Source organism: Pseudomonas fluorescens (genome assembly GCF_902497875.1).
In the GTDB taxonomy this organism is placed as follows: Bacteria; Pseudomonadota; Gammaproteobacteria; order Pseudomonadales; family Pseudomonadaceae; genus Aquipseudomonas; species Aquipseudomonas fluorescens_BR.
This window is the reverse complement of the sequence record NZ_CABVHY010000029.1, coordinates 16,014-34,394: the sequence shown is the minus strand read 5'-3', so window position 1 is coordinate 34,394 and position 18,381 is coordinate 16,014. Positions and strand designations below refer to the sequence as shown.

The following is an 18,381-nucleotide window of genomic DNA, read 5'->3' as shown; positions in this document are numbered from 1 at the left end:
GTGGTGGTCGGGCTCGCCCTACTCGCACTGCGAGCTGGTGGTCGCGGGGGTCTGTTATTCCAGCTCGATCATGGACCACGGGGTGCGGGCCAAGGTGATCGAGCTCGACCCCGAGAAGTGGGAGCTGATCGAGCTGCCCTGGGCCGACCCGGCCCGCGTCCTGGCCTACTTCGCGGCGACCGACGGCCACAGCTATGGCTGGTACTCGCTGACCTACAGTCAGCTGTTCAACCGCAACCAAGTGGACCCGACGTCGCAGTTCTGCAGCGAGTGGTGCGCGGCGGCCCTGGGCTTGCCCAACCCCGCGATCCACAGCCCGCGAACGCTGGCCGCGGAGTGCCGCTACCTGGGCCAGTTCGCCGCCCCGCTGGCGCGCGCGGTGCCGCCGCCCCCCTGGCCGCCGCGTGCGGTTGTTGTGTGTCCCCCAAGGCCCGCCGAATGCGGGTGTTTTTTTGTCTGGAGAAACCTGATGACGGCCGAAGAGAAAGACCGCGACATCCTCGCGCGCACGCTGTGGGGCGAAGCCCGCGGCGAAGGCTTGGCCGGGCAGATCGCCGTGGCCTGGACCATCCGCAACCGGGTACACGACGGCCTGGCCAAGTCCTGGTGGGGCGAGGGTTATGCCGGCGTGTGCCTGAAGGCCTGGCAGTTCAGCTGCTGGAACAAGAACGACCCGAACTTCGCCTATCTCAGTGGGAGCAAGCCGATCCCGGCCGGGCAGTTCGCCCAGGCGCAGCGAGCAGCCGACCAGGTAATCGCCGGTACCGCGCCAGATCCTACAGGTGGTGCGACCCACTACTACGCGACCACCATGCCGAAAGCACCAGCTTGGACTGTGGGAGCGAAGCAGACGCTGAAGCTCGGGCACCACGTCTTTTTCAGGGATGTGCCATGAGTCCCGCAGCGCTAAAGCTGTCGGCGGTGATTGGCCTGGCCCTATTGCTACTGACGGCGGGCGCAGCCTGGCAGGTACAGGACTGGCGATACGGCAAGCAGCTCGCTGACCAGTCCGCCGCGTATCAGGTCGATCTGGCCGTCATCAGCAATGCGGCCGCCACCCGGGCTCGCACCGATCAGGACAAGCGCCTCGCGCTCGAGCAACGTTTATCGGCCAGCGAACAAACCCACTACAAGGAACTGAGCGATGCTCAAACCAATCAGGCTCGCCTGCGTGATCGCCTTGCCACTTCTGATCTGCGGCTGTCAGTCCTCCTTGCCGAGGATCCAGCCGGTGGTTGCTCAGTGCCAGCCGGTACCGGCGCCGGCGGCGTGGTTCATGGAGGAGCACGCGCCCGACTTGACCCAGCGCATGCTCAACGAATTATCGGAATCACCGACGCCGGTGACCAAGGACTGATCGCACTGGCGGCGTGCCAGGCTTATGTCAGGGCGGTAGCGCGTTGACCTACATTCGCGGTCGCAAAAATTAGCATGGCCTCTATCCATGTAGAAAAAGCGGAATAGGTAGCATGCCGACTAACGTCCTGCCGAACTCAACTGTATGCCGGAGTGAATGAATATCGGGATCGCAACCAGGAAGGTTCCCGTATGGAACCTGCGCGGATGCGTAGTCGGCACATCAACAATTCATTTGTATTTCACCTTCATTGTGATCGTCCCCTCCGCGCCAGCCTTCATTGAAATATTTACACCCTCTATTGGAGCTTTGAAATTAAGACCCGCCTCGTGGCTCATTGTGATCTCCATCTCATCGACACCAGATTCTTTTCCCGCCCGAATTACCGATGCAGCCGCCGCTGCTTGATTTTCTGGAGTCGCGACGGTACCGCTAAACGCATCAATACTTTTCCGCATCAACCAGTCCAATGGCCAGGGCACGAGTTGTGCGGTGGTCACGAATACCTGTTTTGGAATCGATTTTGTGAAGTTGTAATCGGTCATAACGGTTCTCCGAGATATTGCATCTTTATCGGCATAATTACGGGAAACCTTAGCTGGGCCGGATAGCATTCTTGTAAAGGCGCTACGCCTGCGTGAGGCTGCTGCTGATCCAAAGCTAATAAGCTAGGTCGCGTACTGGTCATCTCTTGGGAATACCCAGCGGTCAAGGTCAAAGCCACGCTGCGCTAAACGGCTGCGCCAAGAGTTGATAGCTGATTCGAGACTACTCGCATTAGAAAACTCGTGTTTCAGCAGCTCCTCAACCGTTAGCGCTGGCTCGTCAGAGCTATCGAACACCCGAAATCGTATGCGGTGGTCATAGTCCCAGGGCTCTGCTTCGCAGCGCATCGGGGCGAACGCTAACTTGATAATTTGAGCAGCGTTTGCTGCGGAGAAACCTGTCTGCTTCATAAATACTCCTAATGCTGATCGCTTCAGCAGGGCGTTGGCGAGGGGTTAAAGTCCTTACCAATTTTTGTACCACTGACCGTGTACGAGGGGTGTAAACCGGGTATCCAAAGTAATGAAGTACCCGGTTTCATTTACCCTGAGTACCTTGCCTTACCCCTTGAGAATCGCGGTGTAATTCTGACTATACTGCCCTGATCAAATGATCGGCAATGGAGGGCAGCATGGGGGATCTGGACGAGAAGATAGCTGCAGGGGAGCCACTAATGCAGCAGGCCCTGCAGGCATTGCGCCGGTACAACGAAGCGCAAGGCGTGAAGTCGGCCGAGGAGGTCGAGTGCCTTCGCCTGGAGGCGGAAGCGCTCATGACGGCGATGTCAGAGTATGTATCTCGGTCGCTGGGTGGTCCGGTGCGGACGCTTCATTGAGCTGCTTTTTTGAACGGCCCACATCATGGCTTGTCTATCGCGATGTGGATCATAGGCAGGATGGCAATTGTGGAAGATGTCGTGTTGGGGCCGAGAACGAAGCGCGAGGCTGACCGGTTGCTGGCACAGATCGGGCGGGCTGATTCCATGATTGTCGCGGTGAAGGCCGGTGCGAGAGCCGAAGGCTTTGTGCTGGGCCTGGAGACGGCTGGCGCATTGAGGGCTGGCGACGCCGAGAATCTCTATCTGGTGTTCGAGTCGGCGCTTGAGCAACGACTGAGGATTCTGGCTGTTTGAATGCTGGCAGTGGACCGGATATGAGCGGGAGTTGGTTGCGAACCTAGATGGCACTCCCTCCTCTCTTACCGGCTAACTGTTGTCATCACACAGATCACCCTTATCTGACGAAGGTTCCGGCTTTTCAATAACGCTACGCGCAGCGATCGCACGCTCGATTGCCGCACGAATCGGCGGCTGGCAATCGGAATATTTCATACCCCGGCCTGAGGGATGCTTGATGTAGGCAAACTCGACTCCCGCAGGAAGGGCAGGAAGGTACTTCTTGAGCTCCAGTCCTAGAACCACAACTACCTCAGGCTGTGCCTCTTTGAGCACCTGCAGCAGTACTCTTGCCCCCGTGTCCCACATCGCAGGTGTCGGCCTATTGCGAGCTTTGAGCCCAACAATCGCCTGCACATAGTTACAGAACGCGACCGAATTCCAAAAGGCTCTTTTGCTGGCCACTGAGTAGCTCCCGCGCTTCGTATCCAGCGAGACGAGGCGCTGGACCACGGTGAAGAATCTCCGCCGTTCTGTGATTGCGTAGCGCCCGACAATGTAATTCGTGAAGTCCAGCCTCGCATCGGTGGGCTTGCCGTAGTGCGACTCACCGAGAATCAGGATCCTGCAGTTGTGCGCGCTGTTCGTCTGGTAGTTGGCGCCAATCCATGGTTCAAAAATTCTTTCCATTATCATCTCGATAAGTACGGTTCAAACGTGCTTCTCTTGTGCCGCTGTGGACACCGGTCAGCGCCGTAAAATTGGCCATCAGTATGCCTTTGTTCTGCCGAGGTTGCCCGTGCTAGAAGTGCGGATTAGCCGAGAGGCTCAACTCCAAGGAGGGGGGCGAGCCGAGAATCCGCTCCAAAAAGTACGGCGGTTTGCGAACTATCAGGCCCTGCCCCTGGTTCCACGGGATACCACTCGAAGTCTAAAGGCGGGGCATATCGATCGCTTGCCTTCATGGTTATTAGCACGGTGGCGGTTTAATTAAGTTCAGGTATTTCCAACAATGCGTCAATTTTGACTAGTCATAGCAAATGATTGCCCTAATGCCTCTACAGCGGTGTTCGCCGCAGCAAGAAGCGTATCCTGTGATAGGTGGCTGTACCGTTGTGTAGTTTTGATTTGTGTATGACCCAATATTTTTTGCACTTCATAGAGAGACCGCCCAGCATTGATAAGGAAGCTGGCGAAAGTATGACGCAGATCATGAATGCGGAAATCCAATAGTCCTGCACGCTTGCGTGCTGTATCCCACGCATAATATATTTGCACATATGGTTTTCCGGAATCGGGGTTTGCAAATACCCATTCGTTATCCGCCGGTTGCTTGTCACTACCTTCCTGTCCTTTTTTGACCTCTGCAAGCAGCTCCAAGACACTTGAAGACAGCGGCACGTGACGCACCTTTCCTGACTTGCTGATTGCAATTCTCCATACCCGTTTAACGGTATCGAAATCGCTCCATCGCGCGTCTAATACTTCGCGTTTCCTTGCGCCGGTGAAGATAAGCATTGGGATGATGAATTTCAGCATTTTAGAGTCGCTAGCTTGAATAGCACCATACAACCGGCTTGCTTCTTCAGGAGAAAGGTAGCGTTCCCGTTTATTGTTCTCTTCGAATAATGGGATGCCAATAGTGGGGTTTTTCAAAACGCCTGGCGTCTCCCAGCGAACCGCGAGATTGAAGATGTAACGCATCAAAATGAGAAGCCGGTTCGCTGAAGCAGGCGCACCGCCGGTGGCACGTCGCTTCAGATGGAGTGCAGTAACGTCATCTTTCGTTATCTCATCTAGATAAAGTTTCCCAAACACGGGCAACAGATGGTTTCTCAACAAAGACTCATCAATATGCCAGGAACGTTTATAGCCTTTAATGAACGGCATGTACCGCTCTTGTACGAAGACTGCAAAGGTAGGTACTTGCTTCAGCACCTTCTTGGCGTCCAAGGGGTCATTGCCGAGTGCAATTTGGCCTCTGAGCTCGTCGCTCCGTTTCCGGGCCTGCTCCAATGAGATCACACTGGCATCGCCCAGGCGAAATTGGCGCTGCTTCCCACGAGGGGTTACGTATCGCAGATACCAGGTTTTACCCCCGCTTTCACGCAGCTCGAGCATCAGGCCCTTACAGCCCGAGTCCCATACATTTTCCTTGGCTTTACCGGGCGGACAGCTCAGAGATTTAAGTTTCTTGGCGGATAGAGCAATGATGCTCATAATGGTCTCCACATTTTTAAAGGTGCCAAAGGATATGAAAGATGACTGAAAGTACATTTAAAATGTCTTTAAGGCAAGAAGTCTTAGTCGTGTCCATGATCCGTGCCGCTCGGAGCGCCTTGGGTTGGACGCAACCAATGCTGGCAAAGCGTTCAGGTGTTTCCTTGGTCGCTCTCGCAAGACTCGAGTCCAACGCCACCAGTCCGCGGCTCTCTACGGTTTCGAAAATCAAGGCAGCCTTTGAAGAGGCTGGCATCCAGGTAATAGAAGGTCAGCCTGCTGGCGGCTTCACATTGCAGGTGAGCAGTAGTGCATTGCAGATGGCTGCGGAGAACGCGGGTCAGGTGTGAAGGGGGATAAGGAGGGGTTGGAGGCTTTATTTGCGGCCTTTAAAATCATTGACTTACAGAGCATCGCTTATACGAAACTCCCCGCTGTCACCACATAGGCTGAATCGATAGAGTGGGATATCCGTAGGAAAATGTCTTTAAAGACATTTAAAATGTCTCTATGAAGTTGATTTTACTAGCTTTCGATTACCCACAGGCTTGGATTGACGCTGCTGGTACTGCTTACAACCCTACCGCTGGTGCAGCTGTACTGGTTGGCGTAGACAGCACTCCTGCTTCGGTTGCCACCGCTATCGCCGGTATCACCAACGGTACCCTGGCTGGTCTGACTCCAGGCGTTAACCTGATCAATGCTGTGTCTGCTGCTGCTGCCGCAATCGACACTTACGCTAAAGCACAAGCTGTTGCCAACCCTACTAAAGACGGTATGGCTGATGCGGATACACTCAATGGTGCTAACGTTAAAGACGGCTCCCTTAATTCTTTCGAAGCTTTGGATGCGCTGTCCGCTGCTAACACTGCTCGTACAGCAGTTGACGCCGCCACTACCGCAACACTGACTGCTAACGTGACCAACGCCAACGCAGCTGCTGCTGCTTCCAAAGCAGTTGTTGCTGCTCTGACTGGCGGCACTGCTGCTGTTACTGCTTTCGACGCTGCTCTGGCTGCTCAAAAAGCAACTCTGGGTACTCCTGCGGATCAAACTGCTGCTGCCTCGGCAAAAGCTGCTGCTGAAACAGGTGTGACTGCTGCTCTGGGTGCTGTTGGCGCAACCGTTACCCTGACTACTCTGGGTACTGCTGCTGGTGGTGCTCCTTTTGCTGACACTGCTGCTGTGTACGCTTACCTGATCAACACAGCTACCAACGCTGTTCAGCGTGCTGCAGTTGTGACCGAGCTGAACAAAGTTGCTACCTACGGTGCTACTTTCAACGCCGCTGCTGACAAAGGTCTGGCTGTAAATAAGGCTGCTGCTCTGGTTCTTTCGACCAAAGCCACTCTGGAAGCAATCGACACTGACGCCGTTACACCTCTCGTTCAAGCTACCGACTACGCTGCCAAAGCTGCTGCAGCCATTACCGCTGCTGACACACTGGTTAAAGCTCAGGCTGCTGATACTGCAATCGTTACTGCCAAAGCGGTCGTTGACCAGTACGTCATCCTGAACAAAGCATCTGCTGACGCTACTGCTGCTATCACTGCGTTCAACACTGCAAACGTTGGCAAAATCGCCATCACTGCATTGACTGGTGCTACTGATGGTACTGCTGCAAAAGACGTATTCTTCTTCCCAACCAAAGTTACTACTAGCGATTTCGCTATCGGCGCAGGTACTGCGTTCGGTACTGGCGATGCAATCGTTCTGGGTTCGAGCTACGCCTTCAACGCTGGCGCTCTGAGCGCTGGCAACAACTCTGCTCTGGAAGTGTTCTTCGTTAAGAGCGCTAACGGTACTCAAGTTGTTATCGAAACCAACGCAGTAGGTAGCGCTACTGCTGTTGTTGGCGCAGACGGCGCTTTCACTTCGTCCAACGATGCCGCTGTGATCAACTTGGTTGGCGTTACTGCTGATCACCTGTCGTTCGCAAACGGTGTTGTTAGCTACGTCTGACCATCGCTGATGTGAATCCAACACCAGGCCTTCGGGTCTGGTGAAGGGCTCTCGAAAGACCCGCCCCCTTAAAAGGGCGGGTTTTTTAATGGGCGCGATTTGATAAAACTACCTGGCCTCAAGACCAATCAATCATCAGGAGCAGAAATATTTTCAATGAAACCGTGCTGCATATCCCAAAACGACACTTCACCGCATTCTGTCGGATGAATCAGCGGGCCGCGCTCGAGGGCTTTATAATCGCGCCGTGCAGCTAGCCCGACGGGGTGAAAAGGTTGGAAACGTGAACCCTGCTGCATTTTTGTTATTTATCACTTGACTTATATCTTGCTGAACAGCGCACTTACGGTTTTCCTTGATCGCGCAAACAAGTCTGTGCGAGCCTCTTGAACACCCTGTAATTACACAATGTTGCATCCCCGCCGACGCCCTTGGAATTCTCCCCAGGCGTTTTTTTTTGCCCGTAGAAAAGTTAACCCATACAAATATTCTGTGATTAACACTCAATACAGGCACTCCTTCAGACCCAGGCCGAGCTCAACCAGCGGATCACAACCTATATCAAACGTATCAGTGGCTACGAAAGTTGAGAGTTGGCAACGCTTGAGACACGCTGGGCCGGCTTCCAATCATAGGCAACCCTAAAGCGTGGCTATGAGATGATGGCGTTTCAATACCTAAGGAGAAGGACCCTCCATGACTACCCTTACGTTCCACCGGCCTGAAGATAGCTATGACATCAGCGATTGGGATGGTCATCTCTCGATACTCACTTCGTCGGGTTATCAGCTAACGGACGGCGTTCACACCATCGATGTCCGTGGCTTCTTTACCTACAATTCCACCGGCGTTACCGCGGGCTTGGTGACCGGAATGTATTGGTCCCAGAGCGGCACCCCTGTTCTCAGCATCTCCGGGCTGAGCCTTGATTACCAGAAAGCGCTCAACTCCAGTGTTGCCGGGCTAATGACGGAGGTTCTGAAAGGCAACGACACGATCATTGGCTCATACGGCAATGATGGGTTCTACGGCTATACCGGCAATGACACCTTCGTCGGTGGTCCGGGCGTCGACACGGCGTATTACGACGGCGGTCGCAACAAAGTGGCCATCAGCGCCAGTGGCAGCGGCTACAAGGTCAGCACCTTGGGCAAGGTCGACACCTTGAACGGTATCGAGCGTATTGCCATGGGCGACGGCTCGGTGCTTGCGCTGGACGTTAAACCCGGTGAAAACGCCGGCTCCGCGTACCGTATCTACCAAGCCGCGTTTGATCGCAAACCCGATGTCTCGGGCTTGAAATTCTGGATCGAGCGAATGGACGCAGGTGCCAGCCTGACCCAGGTCGCACAAGGTGTGGTCGACAGCAATGAGTTCAAGTCGATAAACCCGACCAATGACACCACCCAGCTGATCAACAACTACTACCTGCACGTCCTGCATCGCGAGCCCGACGCCACAGGTTTTCAGTACTGGAGCAAGGCCGCGGAAAACGGCATGCAGCCCCATGAAATGCTGGTCGCTTTTTCCGAAAGCATCGAGAACGTCAACGGCACAACCGCCGCCTTGAAAGACGGGATCTGGATGTAGGCTGGGGAGGAAGGTCATGGAGATTCGATTGACCCAAGCAACAGACTGGAGGCTGTTGAAGCAAGTCCGTCTTGCCGCGCTGTTGGACACGCCGACAGCCTTTGGTGTGAGTTACCAAACGGCCGCTGATTACACCGACGAGCAGTGGAAAGACCGCGCCTCGTCAGCGGCCGGGACGGAATTCTGGTTGGCCATCGAGGACGATAAACCGCTGGGAATGATCGGTGGCGGGGTCAGCCAAGCGAATCGCTATAACTTGATCGGAATGTGGGTTGAACCCGCTGCACGTGGCTCTGGCGTCGCAACGCGGCTGGTCGAGGCGGTGAAATTCCGCGCGACAGGAAAAGGCCATGATCGGGTTTTTCTGGACGTCTCTCCAGACAACGCCCGCGCCGCGAACTTCTATCTAAGGCAGGGCTTCTCTTTCATGGATGAATGGGAACAGTTAGTCAGTCATCCGCATATCAGGGTTCAGACCATGCTCTGGACGATACGGGGCTGACTAACACAGGTGTCTGTGTGCTGTACGTGCGCAATGGGTCCAGGCTGTGTGAAAACTCGCGGGACACGTTAAAAGCTGGACCTTGCGCAGTTCGTCTCGGGCTGGGCTAAACCTGAATAGCCGTGCAGATCGTTCAGCCCCATATGTGGCTACCTGAGCCGACTCAGGGGCCAGCCTGGATCAAAAGGAGTCGGATGTTACTCAATCCAGAGGTACGCACAGATAGCTCAACGGCAAGTCAAACTCGCTCTGCAGCAATTTCAAATATTCCACATCGTCGCCGGATAAGGGCTCTCGTCCCACCGCAACCAAACTGATCGTTTTTTTGCGCACCTGAGTATGGTAGGCGTATTCGAGTAACTGCCCGATAGCTTGCCGCAGGACGGTGCGAGGCAACAGATCTGACTTAATCTCATAGAGGGTGAGAGCATCATCGGTCTCTACAATTATGTCGATGTACTCATGTTCCATAAGAACCTTGGCGGCTGGATAATCTTTCTTCAGCTGCTCAAATAGTTTCTCCTGCATCCTTGCATGCTCGGGTGTGCGCTGATAAGTCACCGTCCTGGTGGTGGGCTTGAAGTTGGGGATGGTGATCCAATCCTTGCCATTAGGCTTGCGCCGTCCACCAGGTGTTTGGTCACCCTGGACCATCACAGAATAGAGCTGATAGTGCTTGCACCGCTCTATGATTGGATCGCCGGATTTCGAGTATTCAGCGTCGTAAAGCGTGACGTTATCCAACCGAAATCGGATGTTTAATACGTGTGTGGCATACTCGTCACGCCCCAAGTCCTCTGGATTGCGACCAATCTGGGCAATTTCTTCACGCATCTCTCGATGCCAGCCCTTTTCTTTGAACAATTCAAGCGCATCTTGCGCTTGATGGTCGGTAAGGGCTTCCACTTCTCGAATTTCACCCACGTACCGCCGTTTGGCGTTTGGCTCAATGCTGAAAAGGTGCAGATCGAATGGCTGCGCGTCCTTGAGCAACCGCTTTCGACTTTTGTTCACCCCTTGCACGAACGCATAACGCCAACCATCAACGACCCAATCATCTCTGAAGAGCCATTCCTCATGGCCGAACCCGAATTTACTTGTGTGGGAGCTTTTAACTTCTTTGGCGGGCGCTACGCCCGAGGGTTTCTTCCAGTTCTCCGTGTTGTAACAAAGCCTCGTTAGATACTTCATTGCTGCTTCCTGCATAAGTGATATCAGATAGACATCAATCTATAGATCATCGAGATTTATAGCCAGCGACGAGCCGTATTACCGAAGTTTACTCCTTCAACCGCTCATCGATTTAATAGGCGCCTTCACCGACCGTTTCGGGTCCAGGCTGTGTGAAAACACATTTGATAATTCAACGCTGAGATTTTTTTGGATTGCCTGCGAAGTCGGTAGTAGAAAGTAAAGATAGGTCCGTACGGCCAACATCGGCGCTCATATGGCTGTGGCCATGCAGTGACCGCTAAAAGGAGATACTCGCGTGTCTCAGTCCGGGCATCGTGAGGTCTTCGGCCAGGCGAATGTGATGTGTTGACCGACCTGTCTTCTAGATTGATCAACGGATGATCTCGGCCAGCGCTTGGCGCATCGGCTCGCCGGAGACATGGACGAGGCCGGAAAAGGGCGAGTCCAACTCCAGAATCATTGTGATGCCTCCCGACACCGCAATCGAACAGAGGCAGAAAACGGCGATAGTCGTGGCATGGCGAGGTGCGAACAAGCCGAAGCTGGCGAAAACCAGGCTCAGCCAAAAGATCAGCAGGATCAGGAACGGCATCGGAATGTTGCTGGCACGCTGTTCCGCCAGCAGCCAGCGCGCCTGTAATACATCGTCCGAAAGCGTGAGCGCCTGGGAGCGCAGCCAGCGCTGTCTCGGGTCAGTCGGAACCAGCAATAGAATCGATTCTTGTGTCGCCTCCATCATCCGGACAGTCGCTTCGGTGGACTGCAATGGTTCCCCCGCCGCCGGGAACAACTCCTGCATTTTCGCCCTCGCGTAGTCGCGCAGCTTGACGCGGGCATCTTCTGCCTCTGGTCCGTAACGCTGCATCACGCGGTTGATGCGGACGATGTCGACGGCGATCCTGGAGACTTCACTCGAGCGTGTCGAGAACGAACTGTTCGCCGTCGAGATCATCAGGCCGATCACCAACGCCGAAAGCGTGCCGACAATCGCCGCCGAAACGGAGATCGCATTGCGCGACTCATTGCTGAGGTGATGCTCGGGCAGAGCCCGCGCAGCAAAGAGGCCAATAAGCGCGCCGCCAAAGATAGCGACGAAGGCGATGAGCCCGATAACGAGATGGTTCATGAGAGAAAATTGCCCATCGCATCACCTTGGCATTCCTGCCGTCGTGGGGAAGGCTCGCGTCGCATGCGATGGCCGCGCCGGCCATGGCAAGCAGCCCGTTTGAATTGCGTTGCGAGCGACACGTATAAATTCTTTGCTGCCCTGGTGGAGTGTAGTGCGATCAGTCGATCTGTGGAGCGATCAGATAGGTGCGCCTATGCTTCGTGAGCGAGGTCAGGTCAGGTCACCGTCATTGCAGTCGTTCGGGCGGTGCCGGTTTTCTGACTGACTGCAGTTGGGCAGGAGAAAACAGGCTGCGAGTAGAACTCCAGCCAAGGAACCTCAATGTCATTAAACATCCTTTTCGCATGGGGGCTGGCGGCCAGTACCGTGGTCGTGCATGCCGTCGGCATGGCCCTGATGCTGAAGGCGCTGTCTCGGTGGGCATTGTTGTCTCAGACCCACCTCTGGGCCATTATCCGCAGGCTCGTATGGGCGGCCTGTTACCTGATACTGCTCCATGTCATTGAGATATCGATCTGGGCGGCCTTTTACCTGTGGCAGGAATGCCTGCCCGATCTCGAAACGGCGCTTTACTTCTCCGGGGTGACCTACGCGACGATAGGTTACGGTGAAGTGGTGCTCGCGAGTCCGTGGCGATTGTTTGGACCGATAGAGGGATTGACTGGCATCCTCATGTGCGGGTTGTCCACGGGATTATTTTTCGCGATGGTGAATCATATTTACGTGGCGGCTCACACAAAAAAAGCCAGCGACGACCAGCCCTGATCTCACTTCTGCAGAAACAAAAAAACCGCTGATTGCTCAACGGTTTTGAATCATTGGTTTTTTACTGCGGGCCTTGCTTGTCGATCAGCGCGGCGAGCATTTCGTATTCGTGCGCGGTCAGGTCGGTGAGCGGGGTACGCACCGGGCCTGCATCGTAACCGGCGATTTTCGCGCCGGCCTTGACGATGCTCACGCCATAACCTGGGCAGCGGTTGCGAATGTCCAGGTAGGGCAGGAAGAAGTCGTCGATGAGCTTGCCAACGGTTTGGTGATCGTCACGAGCGATGGCGCGATAGAAGTCCATCGCGGTTTTCGGGATGAAGTTGAACACCGCCGAAGAGTAGACCGGCACGCCCAGGGCTCTATACGCCGCCGCATAGACTTCCGCGGTCGGCAGACCGCCCAGATAGGTCAAGCGATCGCCCAGGCGACGACGAATCGACACCATCAACTCGACATCACCCAGCCCATCCTTGTAACCGATGAGGTTCGGGCAGCGCTCGGCCAATTGCTCAAGCAGCGGCGCGGTCAGGCGGCAGACGTTACGGTTGTAGACCACCACCCCGATGTTCACCGACTTGCACACCGCTTCGACGTGGGCGGCCACCCCGTCCTGGCTGGCTTCGGTCAGGTAGTGCGGCAGCAGCAACAGACCTTTGGCACCCAGACGCTCGGCTTCCTGAGCGTACTCGATGGCCTGGCGGGTCGAACCACCGACACCGGCGAGGATGGGCACGCTGGTGGCGCAGGTATCAACGGCGGTCTTGATGATCTCGGAGTATTCGCTGGCCGCCAGGGAGAAAAACTCACCGGTGCCGCCGGCAGCGAACAGGGCGCTGGCACCGTAAGGGGCCAACCATTCAAGGCGTTTGATATAGCCAGCGCGATGAAAGTCGCCCTGGGCATTGAAATCGGTCACCGGGAAGGACAGCAGGCCGGAAGAGAGGATGGATTTCAGTTCTTGTGGATTCATTGTTCGAAACACCCTAAGTAGCGCACGGTGGGAGAAGTATTGATGTTATACGACATCGTACAACTAAGAGTGAGAGTGCTCAAGGGGATGGGGGCGATTAATTTTCCGGGGGGCGAACTCGATGCATCGGGACTGTCCCTTCTGCCAAGGGACATGGGTATCGACACATCTTTTAAGGGCCGCCGAATACTGTGGCGAGGGGGCTTGCCCCCGCTGGAGCGCGCAGCGGCCCTAAAACCGGCCATCGCGGTTTTCCAGATAGAACGCATCCGCCGGTTTTACGACTGCTGCGCAGCCGAGCGGGGGCAAGCCCCCTCGCCACAGTATTCGGCGGCCCTTAAAGATATTTTCCATAGCGGATATCTATCCAGGACTGACGATTAAATGGCTGGCATCGCGCACCGCGGCGATCACTATTCGCCAAGCCCCAATGCCGTTCAGACGTTACGCGTATTGCGCCAAGCCCTCGAACACTCAGTGCTGCAAGATCTTCGACAGGAAGCTGCGAGCGCGGTCCGAGCGTGGGGCGCCGAAGAATTCTTCGGATTTCACGTCTTCGATAATCTCGCCGCCGTCCATGAATACGATGCGATCGGCCACTTTACGGGCGAAGCCCATTTCGTGGGTCACGCACATCATGGTCATGCCCTCGCGAGCCAGTTCGACCATGACGTCCAGCACTTCGTTGACCATTTCCGGGTCGAGTGCCGAGGTAGGTTCATCGAACAGCATGGCGATCGGGTCCATGGCCAGGGCCCGCGCGATGGCGACCCGTTGCTGCTGACCGCCGGACAACTGGATCGGGAACTTGTGCGCATGGCTCTTGAGCCCGACGCGCTCGAGCAACGCCATGCTTTTTTTCGTCGCGGTGTCGCGGTCACGGCCCAGCACCTTGATTTGCGCCAGGTTGAGATTGTCGATGATGCTCAGGTGGGGAAACAGCTCGAAATGCTGGAACACCATACCCACCCGCGCCCGCAGCTTGGGCAAGTCGACGCCCTTGCCGGTGACGGGCTGGTCCTCGATGAAAATCTCGCCTTCCTGCACCGGCTCCAGGCCATTGACGCATTTGATCAGGGTGCTCTTGCCCGAGCCGGACGGCCCGCAGACCACCATCACTTCACCGCGCGAGAGTTGGGTGGTGCAGTTTTTCAGGACCTGAAAGTTGCCGTACCATTTGCTCAAGTTCTTCATCTGGATCATGCGGTTTTCCCCATGTTTCTTTTCATGCGTTTGGTCAGGCTGGACAGCAAATAACAGATCACCAGGTAGACCAGGGCCACGAACAAATACAGCTCGACCAGGCGCCCGTCACGTTGGGCGAACTTGCTTGCCGCGCCGGTGAAATCGGCAATGGACAGCACGTATACCAGTGAGGTGTCCTGGAACAGGATGATGGTCTGGGTCAGCAACAACGGCGCCATGCGGCGCAACGCCTGTGGCAGGATCACGTAAATCATCGATTGCGTCGGGCGCAGGCCGAGGGCCGCCGCCGCCTGTTTCTGGCCACCGCTGATGCTCTGGATACCGCCACGAATAATCTCGCTGTAGTACGCCGCCTCAAACATACAGAAGGTCACGAATGCGGTGACGACCGGACCGATCTGCACCGGCCTTTCAGTACCGAAGGCCATTTGCAGCAGCAAGGGCATCAGAAAGTAGAACCAGAAAATCACCAGCACCAGCGGGATGCTGCGCATCACCGTCACGTAACCCAGGGCAAAGCCACGCAGGACGCGGTTCTGCGACAGGCGCATGAGTGCCAGTAAGGTGCCGGTAACGATCCCCACCGACATGGCCACGAGGGTCAGCAGCAAGGTGAATTTCAGGCCGTTCCACAGCGCCGGCATGGCCGTGACAATGACGCTCGGATCTAGATCAAACATGACTTACCTCGTCGCGCCGCGGATGGCCAGGGAACGTTCGATATGACCCATGACGAAGGTCACCAGCAGCGAAATGACCACGTAAATCACGGTCGCGGCGGTGAATGCCTCGAAGGTGTTGAACGAGTATTCGCTGACGTTGCGCGCTTGCGCGGTCAACTCCATCAGGCCGATGGTCAGCGCCACCGATGAGTTCTTCAGGGTGTTCAGCGCTTCGGAAGTCAGCGGTGGGAACACCACGCGGATCGCCTGAGGCAGCAGCACTTGCAGGTACATCTGGGTCGGCCGCAGCCCCAGCGCCAGTGCCGCGCCACGTTGGCCGGCGGCGACCGATTCGATGCCGGCCTTGAACAGCTCCGACAGCTTGGCCGAGGTGAACAGGGTCAGGGCCACCACGGCGCTGAAGAACGAGGGGTAGGGCAAATCCTGCTTGAGGTAATCACCGAGCGATACCGGCAGCAACTCGGGCACCACGAAAAAGCAGATGAACATCTGCACCAGCAAGGGGATGTTGCGGAACACTTCGGTGTACAGGTTGCACAGCCACACCAGGGGTCGCAGCGTGCTGGTGCGCAGGGTACCGACCAAACCGCCAATCAGGAACGCCAGGATGAACGCGACGAGGGTGGTCGCCAGGGTCCAGCTGGTGCCGATGATCAGCCAATGCAGATACGAAGAAGTCTCTCCGGGAGCGGAGCTCCAGAAGATGCCCCAATTCCAGTTGTAATCCATGAAAACACCAACCTTTGAGAGGGAGCAGAAGTCGGAGCACACCCGGATACCCGCCAATCAAGCGCTTGTTGCCTGCTTGATTGGCCGGTATCCGGGCGTACCCGCCCGGCACGGTGACGAGTCGGGATCAGACGCCGGTATCGTTCGGGTTAGCGATGGCTTCTTTCAGTGCTTCGCTCATGGGCAGGTTGATCACTGCGTTCTTCGGCGGGATCGGCTGCTGGAACCATTTCGGGTATTGGCTGTTGATCACGCCGCTGCTGTACAGGTTGCGCAGAACGTCGTCAGCGAAGGTCTTGAACTGCGGATCGTTCTTGCGGATACCGATGGCATAGGGTTCAGCGGACATGGGTTCGGGCAGCAAGGTGTAGGTGTCCGGGCTGCGGCTTTGGGCGATGGTCGCCATCAACTGCACGTCGTCGTTGATGTAGGCAACGGCGCGACCGGTCTCCAGCATCAGGAAGGCTTCGCCGCCGTCCTTGGCATTGAGGATCTTCAGGCCCAGGGCTTTTTCGCGATCGAGGTTCTTGGTGATCCACTCGCCGCTGCCGCCGGTAATCACCACCACGGACTTGCCTTTAAGGTCGGCAACGCTGTTGATGCCGGCGGTTTTTTTCACCGCGTACTTGGCGCTGGCGACGTAGCTGGTGAGCAGGAAACCGATCTGCTTCTGGCGCTCGACGGTGTTGGTGGTGACGCCGCATTCCAGGTCGATGGTGCCGTTGATCAGCAGCGGTGTGCGAGTGGCCGCAACCACCGAGACATACTCGGTCTTGAGGTTGGGTTCGCCGACTTTGACCTTGATTTGATCAACGATTTTCTGGCACAGCTCGATGCTGTAGCCGATGGGCTGTTGGGCATCGTTCAGGTAGGAAAAAGGCAGCGATGCGTCGCGATAGCCGAGGGTGACGGTGCCCAGTTCCTTGATTTTTTTCAGTGTTCCGGTGAGGTCGTCAGCCTGCGCGGCACTGGCGCTCAGGCACGCAGCGACGACGAGGGCAAGCAGCTTTTTCTTGTGATCGAACATGGGTATCTCCGATATTGTTATGGCAGCTTTGGCACAGCGAAGGACGAAGGCTTCAGCGCAAGGCTGCAAGCGCTTCGTTGATACGAACGACAGCTTTTTTTATCTGCTCGCGGGACGTGGCGAACGACAGTCGGAAGTAACCCGGCAAGCCGAACGCCAGTCCCGGTACGACTGCCACGCCTGCCTGATCGAGCAGGTAGGCAGACAGTTCGACGTCATCGATGATGACCCGACCCTGGGGAGTAACGCGCCCCAGCAACTGGCTGCACTCGGGGAAGGCATAGAAGGCCCCGGCCGGCGCGCTCAGGCGTAGGCCCGCGCACTGGCTCAGGCCGTCCACCAGCAAGCGACCGCGCTCGGCGTATTCGGCGGCACTGCGGCTGACGAAATCTTGCGGGCCCTCGAGGGCGGCGCGGGAAGCTTCCTGGGAGATCGCGCTGGCGCCTGAGGTGCTTTGCGATTGAATCTTGCTGATGGCGGCGATCAGTGCTTTCGGTCCGGCTGCATAACCGATGCGCCAGCCGGTCATGGCATAGGCCTTGGCCACGCCGTTGATCAGCAGTGTGCGCTCGCGCAGTTGCGGGCAGGCGTTGCCGAACGAGACGAAGGGCTGGTCGGCCAGCAACACGTGTTCGTAGATCTCGTCGGACATCACCAACACGTTGGGGAAATCTTCCAGCACTTTGCCCAGGGCTTGCAGCTCGGCTTCGGAGTAGATCGCGCCGCTGGGATTGGACGGCGAGTTGAGGATCAGCCAGCGGGTTTTCTCGGTCAGTGCGCCTTGCAGCGCCTCGGCGGTCAGCTTGAAGCCGACGTCGATGCCGCAGGGTATGACCTTCGGGCGGCCGCCATTGAGCGTGACGATATCGGAATAGGAAACCCAGTACGGCGCGGGGATGATCACCTCGTCGTCGGCTTCCAGGGTGGCCATGAAGGTGTTGAAGATCACTTGCTTGGCGCCATTGCCAACGGTGATTTCATCGACGCTGTAGGTCAGGCCGTTTTCCCGCTGGAATTTGCCGACAATCGCCTGGCGCAGGGCCAGGGTGCCCTGCGGCGCGGTGTAGCGGGTATGACCGTCGCGCATGGCCTGGCAGGCTGCTTCGATGATATGCGCCGGGGTGTCGAAATCCGGTTCGCCAAGGCTCATGTCGACAATGTCGCGGCCTTGACTGGCCAATTCCTTGGCGCGCATGGCGATGATCATGCTCGGGGACGAAGAGATCTGGGTGACGCGTTGACTTTCGAAACTCATGAAAATGCCCGCCTTCCGTGGAGGTCCGCCGAGGGGTACTGAGCGTCCCACTTATGTTGTACGACGTAGTATGACATGAGAAAAATGGCTTTTGCAATCGACATGGATCCATGAATTTTTGAGTGGGAA

Annotated in this window: 21 protein-coding genes; 9 read left to right on the top strand and 12 right to left on the bottom strand. The window is 56.4% G+C overall.

What is annotated here, in order from left to right; genetic code table 11:
- Positions 1–469: 469 nt before the first annotated feature.
- Positions 470–895 carry a cell wall hydrolase gene (locus F8N85_RS25215; protein WP_150806284.1) on the top strand — a complete coding sequence of 142 codons (426 nt, stop codon included), beginning with the start codon at positions 470–472 and terminating at the stop codon, positions 893–895.
- Positions 892–1,404 carry a lysis system i-spanin subunit Rz gene (locus F8N85_RS25210; protein ID WP_150806224.1) on the top strand — a complete coding sequence of 171 codons (513 nt, stop codon included), beginning with the start codon at positions 892–894 and terminating at the stop codon, positions 1,402–1,404. Before F8N85_RS25215 ends, F8N85_RS25210 begins: the two co-directional genes overlap by 4 nt.
- Before the next feature lie 183 nt (positions 1,405–1,587).
- Here F8N85_RS25210 and F8N85_RS25205 read toward each other — a convergent pair whose 3' ends face one another.
- The gene (locus F8N85_RS25205) at positions 1,588–1,902 is read right to left on the bottom strand and encodes a hypothetical protein (RefSeq protein WP_150806223.1); all 315 of its coding nucleotides are present in this window, start codon (positions 1,900–1,902) and stop codon (positions 1,588–1,590) included.
- Positions 1,903–2,025: 123 nt separating this feature from the next.
- Entirely contained in the window at positions 2,026–2,313 is a 288-nt protein-coding gene (locus F8N85_RS25200) for a hypothetical protein (protein ID WP_150806222.1), read from the bottom strand.
- Positions 2,314–2,534: 221 nt separating this feature from the next.
- Between F8N85_RS25200 and F8N85_RS25195 the strand changes: the two genes are divergently transcribed.
- Positions 2,535–2,738 carry a hypothetical protein gene (locus F8N85_RS25195; RefSeq protein ID WP_150806221.1) on the top strand — a complete coding sequence of 68 codons (204 nt, stop codon included), beginning with the start codon at positions 2,535–2,537 and terminating at the stop codon, positions 2,736–2,738.
- Positions 2,739–2,807: 69 nt separating this feature from the next.
- A complete protein-coding gene (locus tag F8N85_RS25190; RefSeq protein ID WP_150806220.1) occupies positions 2,808–3,035 on the top strand; it encodes a hypothetical protein in 228 nt (75 codons plus the stop codon).
- 72 nt (positions 3,036–3,107) lie between these two features.
- Here F8N85_RS25190 and F8N85_RS25185 read toward each other — a convergent pair whose 3' ends face one another.
- Together F8N85_RS25185 and F8N85_RS25180 are read right to left on the bottom strand one after the other, a co-directional pair.
- Positions 3,108–3,707 carry a hypothetical protein gene (locus F8N85_RS25185; protein ID WP_191636260.1) on the bottom strand — a complete coding sequence of 200 codons (600 nt, stop codon included), beginning with the start codon at positions 3,705–3,707 and terminating at the stop codon, positions 3,108–3,110.
- 327 nt (positions 3,708–4,034) lie between these two features.
- The gene (locus F8N85_RS25180; RefSeq protein ID WP_150806218.1) at positions 4,035–5,237 is read right to left on the bottom strand and encodes a site-specific integrase; all 1,203 of its coding nucleotides are present in this window, start codon (positions 5,235–5,237) and stop codon (positions 4,035–4,037) included.
- Between the two features lie 41 nt (positions 5,238–5,278).
- Between F8N85_RS25180 and F8N85_RS25175 the strand changes: the two genes are divergently transcribed.
- From F8N85_RS25175 to F8N85_RS25160, 4 genes are all read left to right on the top strand, one after another.
- A complete protein-coding gene (locus F8N85_RS25175) occupies positions 5,279–5,587 on the top strand; it encodes a helix-turn-helix domain-containing protein (protein ID WP_224795741.1) in 309 nt (102 codons plus the stop codon).
- 160 nt (positions 5,588–5,747) lie between these two features.
- On the top strand, positions 5,748–7,199 hold the full coding sequence (locus F8N85_RS25170) for a hypothetical protein (protein WP_150806217.1): 1,452 nt from the start codon (positions 5,748–5,750) through the stop codon (positions 7,197–7,199).
- A gap of 696 nt (positions 7,200–7,895) precedes the next feature.
- Positions 7,896–8,789, top strand: coding sequence for a DUF4214 domain-containing protein (locus F8N85_RS25165; RefSeq protein WP_150806216.1), 894 nt, complete (start codon positions 7,896–7,898; stop codon positions 8,787–8,789).
- A gap of 16 nt (positions 8,790–8,805) precedes the next feature.
- Positions 8,806–9,291, top strand: coding sequence for a GNAT family N-acetyltransferase (locus tag F8N85_RS25160; protein ID WP_191636259.1), 486 nt, complete (start codon positions 8,806–8,808; stop codon positions 9,289–9,291).
- Positions 9,292–9,492: 201 nt separating this feature from the next.
- On the opposite strand, the gene F8N85_RS25155 is transcribed toward F8N85_RS25160, so the two are convergent.
- Together F8N85_RS25155 and F8N85_RS25150 are read right to left on the bottom strand one after the other, a co-directional pair.
- Positions 9,493–10,482 (bottom strand): hypothetical protein, encoded by a 990-nt coding sequence (locus tag F8N85_RS25155; RefSeq protein WP_150806215.1) that lies wholly within the window; start codon positions 10,480–10,482, stop codon positions 9,493–9,495.
- Between the two features lie 373 nt (positions 10,483–10,855).
- Positions 10,856–11,611, bottom strand: a complete 756-nt coding sequence (locus F8N85_RS25150) for a hypothetical protein (protein WP_150806214.1) — start codon at positions 11,609–11,611, stop codon at positions 10,856–10,858.
- Between the two features lie 324 nt (positions 11,612–11,935).
- Between F8N85_RS25150 and F8N85_RS25145 the strand changes: the two genes are divergently transcribed.
- Complete coding sequence (locus F8N85_RS25145) at positions 11,936–12,379, top strand: potassium channel family protein (RefSeq protein WP_150806213.1); 444 nt, start codon at positions 11,936–11,938, stop codon at positions 12,377–12,379.
- A 61-nt stretch (positions 12,380–12,440) separates the two neighbouring features.
- On the opposite strand, the gene kdgD is transcribed toward F8N85_RS25145, so the two are convergent.
- From kdgD to F8N85_RS25115, 6 genes are all read right to left on the bottom strand, one after another.
- Positions 12,441–13,352, bottom strand: a complete 912-nt coding sequence (gene kdgD, locus F8N85_RS25140) for a 5-dehydro-4-deoxyglucarate dehydratase (RefSeq protein ID WP_150806212.1) — start codon at positions 13,350–13,352, stop codon at positions 12,441–12,443.
- 474 nt (positions 13,353–13,826) lie between these two features.
- Positions 13,827–14,555, bottom strand: coding sequence for an amino acid ABC transporter ATP-binding protein (locus F8N85_RS25135; RefSeq protein ID WP_150806211.1), 729 nt, complete (start codon positions 14,553–14,555; stop codon positions 13,827–13,829).
- Positions 14,552–15,238 (bottom strand): amino acid ABC transporter permease, encoded by a 687-nt coding sequence (locus F8N85_RS25130; protein ID WP_150806210.1) that lies wholly within the window; start codon positions 15,236–15,238, stop codon positions 14,552–14,554. Before F8N85_RS25130 ends, F8N85_RS25135 begins: the two co-directional genes overlap by 4 nt.
- A 3-nt stretch (positions 15,239–15,241) precedes the next feature.
- Entirely contained in the window at positions 15,242–15,970 is a 729-nt protein-coding gene (locus F8N85_RS25125; protein ID WP_150806209.1) for an amino acid ABC transporter permease, read from the bottom strand.
- Between the two features lie 127 nt (positions 15,971–16,097).
- Positions 16,098–16,997 carry a transporter substrate-binding domain-containing protein gene (locus tag F8N85_RS25120; RefSeq protein ID WP_150806208.1) on the bottom strand — a complete coding sequence of 300 codons (900 nt, stop codon included), beginning with the start codon at positions 16,995–16,997 and terminating at the stop codon, positions 16,098–16,100.
- 52 nt (positions 16,998–17,049) lie between these two features.
- Entirely contained in the window at positions 17,050–18,252 is a 1,203-nt protein-coding gene (locus F8N85_RS25115; RefSeq protein ID WP_150806207.1) for a pyridoxal phosphate-dependent aminotransferase, read from the bottom strand.
- Between the last annotated feature and the right edge of the window lie 129 nt (positions 18,253–18,381).

Excerpts from the sequence above, each read along its gene's own strand:
- F8N85_RS25215 (WP_150806284.1), top strand. The coding sequence starts at position 470 with ATGACGGCCGAAGAGAAAGACCGCGACATCCTCGCGCGCACGCTGTGG.
- F8N85_RS25210 (WP_150806224.1), top strand. The coding sequence starts at position 892 with ATGAGTCCCGCAGCGCTAAAGCTGTCGGCGGTGATTGGCCTGGCCCTA.
- F8N85_RS25205 (WP_150806223.1), bottom strand. The coding sequence starts at position 1,902 with ATGACCGATTACAACTTCACAAAATCGATTCCAAAACAGGTATTCGTG.
- F8N85_RS25200 (WP_150806222.1), bottom strand. The coding sequence starts at position 2,313 with ATGAAGCAGACAGGTTTCTCCGCAGCAAACGCTGCTCAAATTATCAAG.
- F8N85_RS25195 (WP_150806221.1), top strand. The coding sequence starts at position 2,535 with ATGGGGGATCTGGACGAGAAGATAGCTGCAGGGGAGCCACTAATGCAG.
- F8N85_RS25185 (WP_191636260.1), bottom strand. The coding sequence starts at position 3,707 with ATGGAAAGAATTTTTGAACCATGGATTGGCGCCAACTACCAGACGAAC.
- F8N85_RS25180 (WP_150806218.1), bottom strand. The coding sequence starts at position 5,237 with ATGAGCATCATTGCTCTATCCGCCAAGAAACTTAAATCTCTGAGCTGT.
- F8N85_RS25175 (WP_224795741.1), top strand. The coding sequence starts at position 5,279 with ATGACTGAAAGTACATTTAAAATGTCTTTAAGGCAAGAAGTCTTAGTC.
- F8N85_RS25170 (WP_150806217.1), top strand. The coding sequence starts at position 5,748 with ATGAAGTTGATTTTACTAGCTTTCGATTACCCACAGGCTTGGATTGAC.
- F8N85_RS25165 (WP_150806216.1), top strand. The coding sequence starts at position 7,896 with ATGACTACCCTTACGTTCCACCGGCCTGAAGATAGCTATGACATCAGC.
- F8N85_RS25160 (WP_191636259.1), top strand. The coding sequence starts at position 8,806 with ATGGAGATTCGATTGACCCAAGCAACAGACTGGAGGCTGTTGAAGCAA.
- F8N85_RS25155 (WP_150806215.1), bottom strand. The coding sequence starts at position 10,482 with ATGAAGTATCTAACGAGGCTTTGTTACAACACGGAGAACTGGAAGAAA.
- F8N85_RS25150 (WP_150806214.1), bottom strand. The coding sequence starts at position 11,611 with ATGAACCATCTCGTTATCGGGCTCATCGCCTTCGTCGCTATCTTTGGC.
- F8N85_RS25145 (WP_150806213.1), top strand. The coding sequence starts at position 11,936 with ATGTCATTAAACATCCTTTTCGCATGGGGGCTGGCGGCCAGTACCGTG.
- kdgD (WP_150806212.1), bottom strand. The coding sequence starts at position 13,352 with ATGAATCCACAAGAACTGAAATCCATCCTCTCTTCCGGCCTGCTGTCC.
- F8N85_RS25135 (WP_150806211.1), bottom strand. The coding sequence starts at position 14,555 with ATGATCCAGATGAAGAACTTGAGCAAATGGTACGGCAACTTTCAGGTC.
- F8N85_RS25130 (WP_150806210.1), bottom strand. The coding sequence starts at position 15,238 with ATGTTTGATCTAGATCCGAGCGTCATTGTCACGGCCATGCCGGCGCTG.
- F8N85_RS25125 (WP_150806209.1), bottom strand. The coding sequence starts at position 15,970 with ATGGATTACAACTGGAATTGGGGCATCTTCTGGAGCTCCGCTCCCGGA.
- F8N85_RS25120 (WP_150806208.1), bottom strand. The coding sequence starts at position 16,997 with ATGTTCGATCACAAGAAAAAGCTGCTTGCCCTCGTCGTCGCTGCGTGC.
- F8N85_RS25115 (WP_150806207.1), bottom strand. The coding sequence starts at position 18,252 with ATGAGTTTCGAAAGTCAACGCGTCACCCAGATCTCTTCGTCCCCGAGC.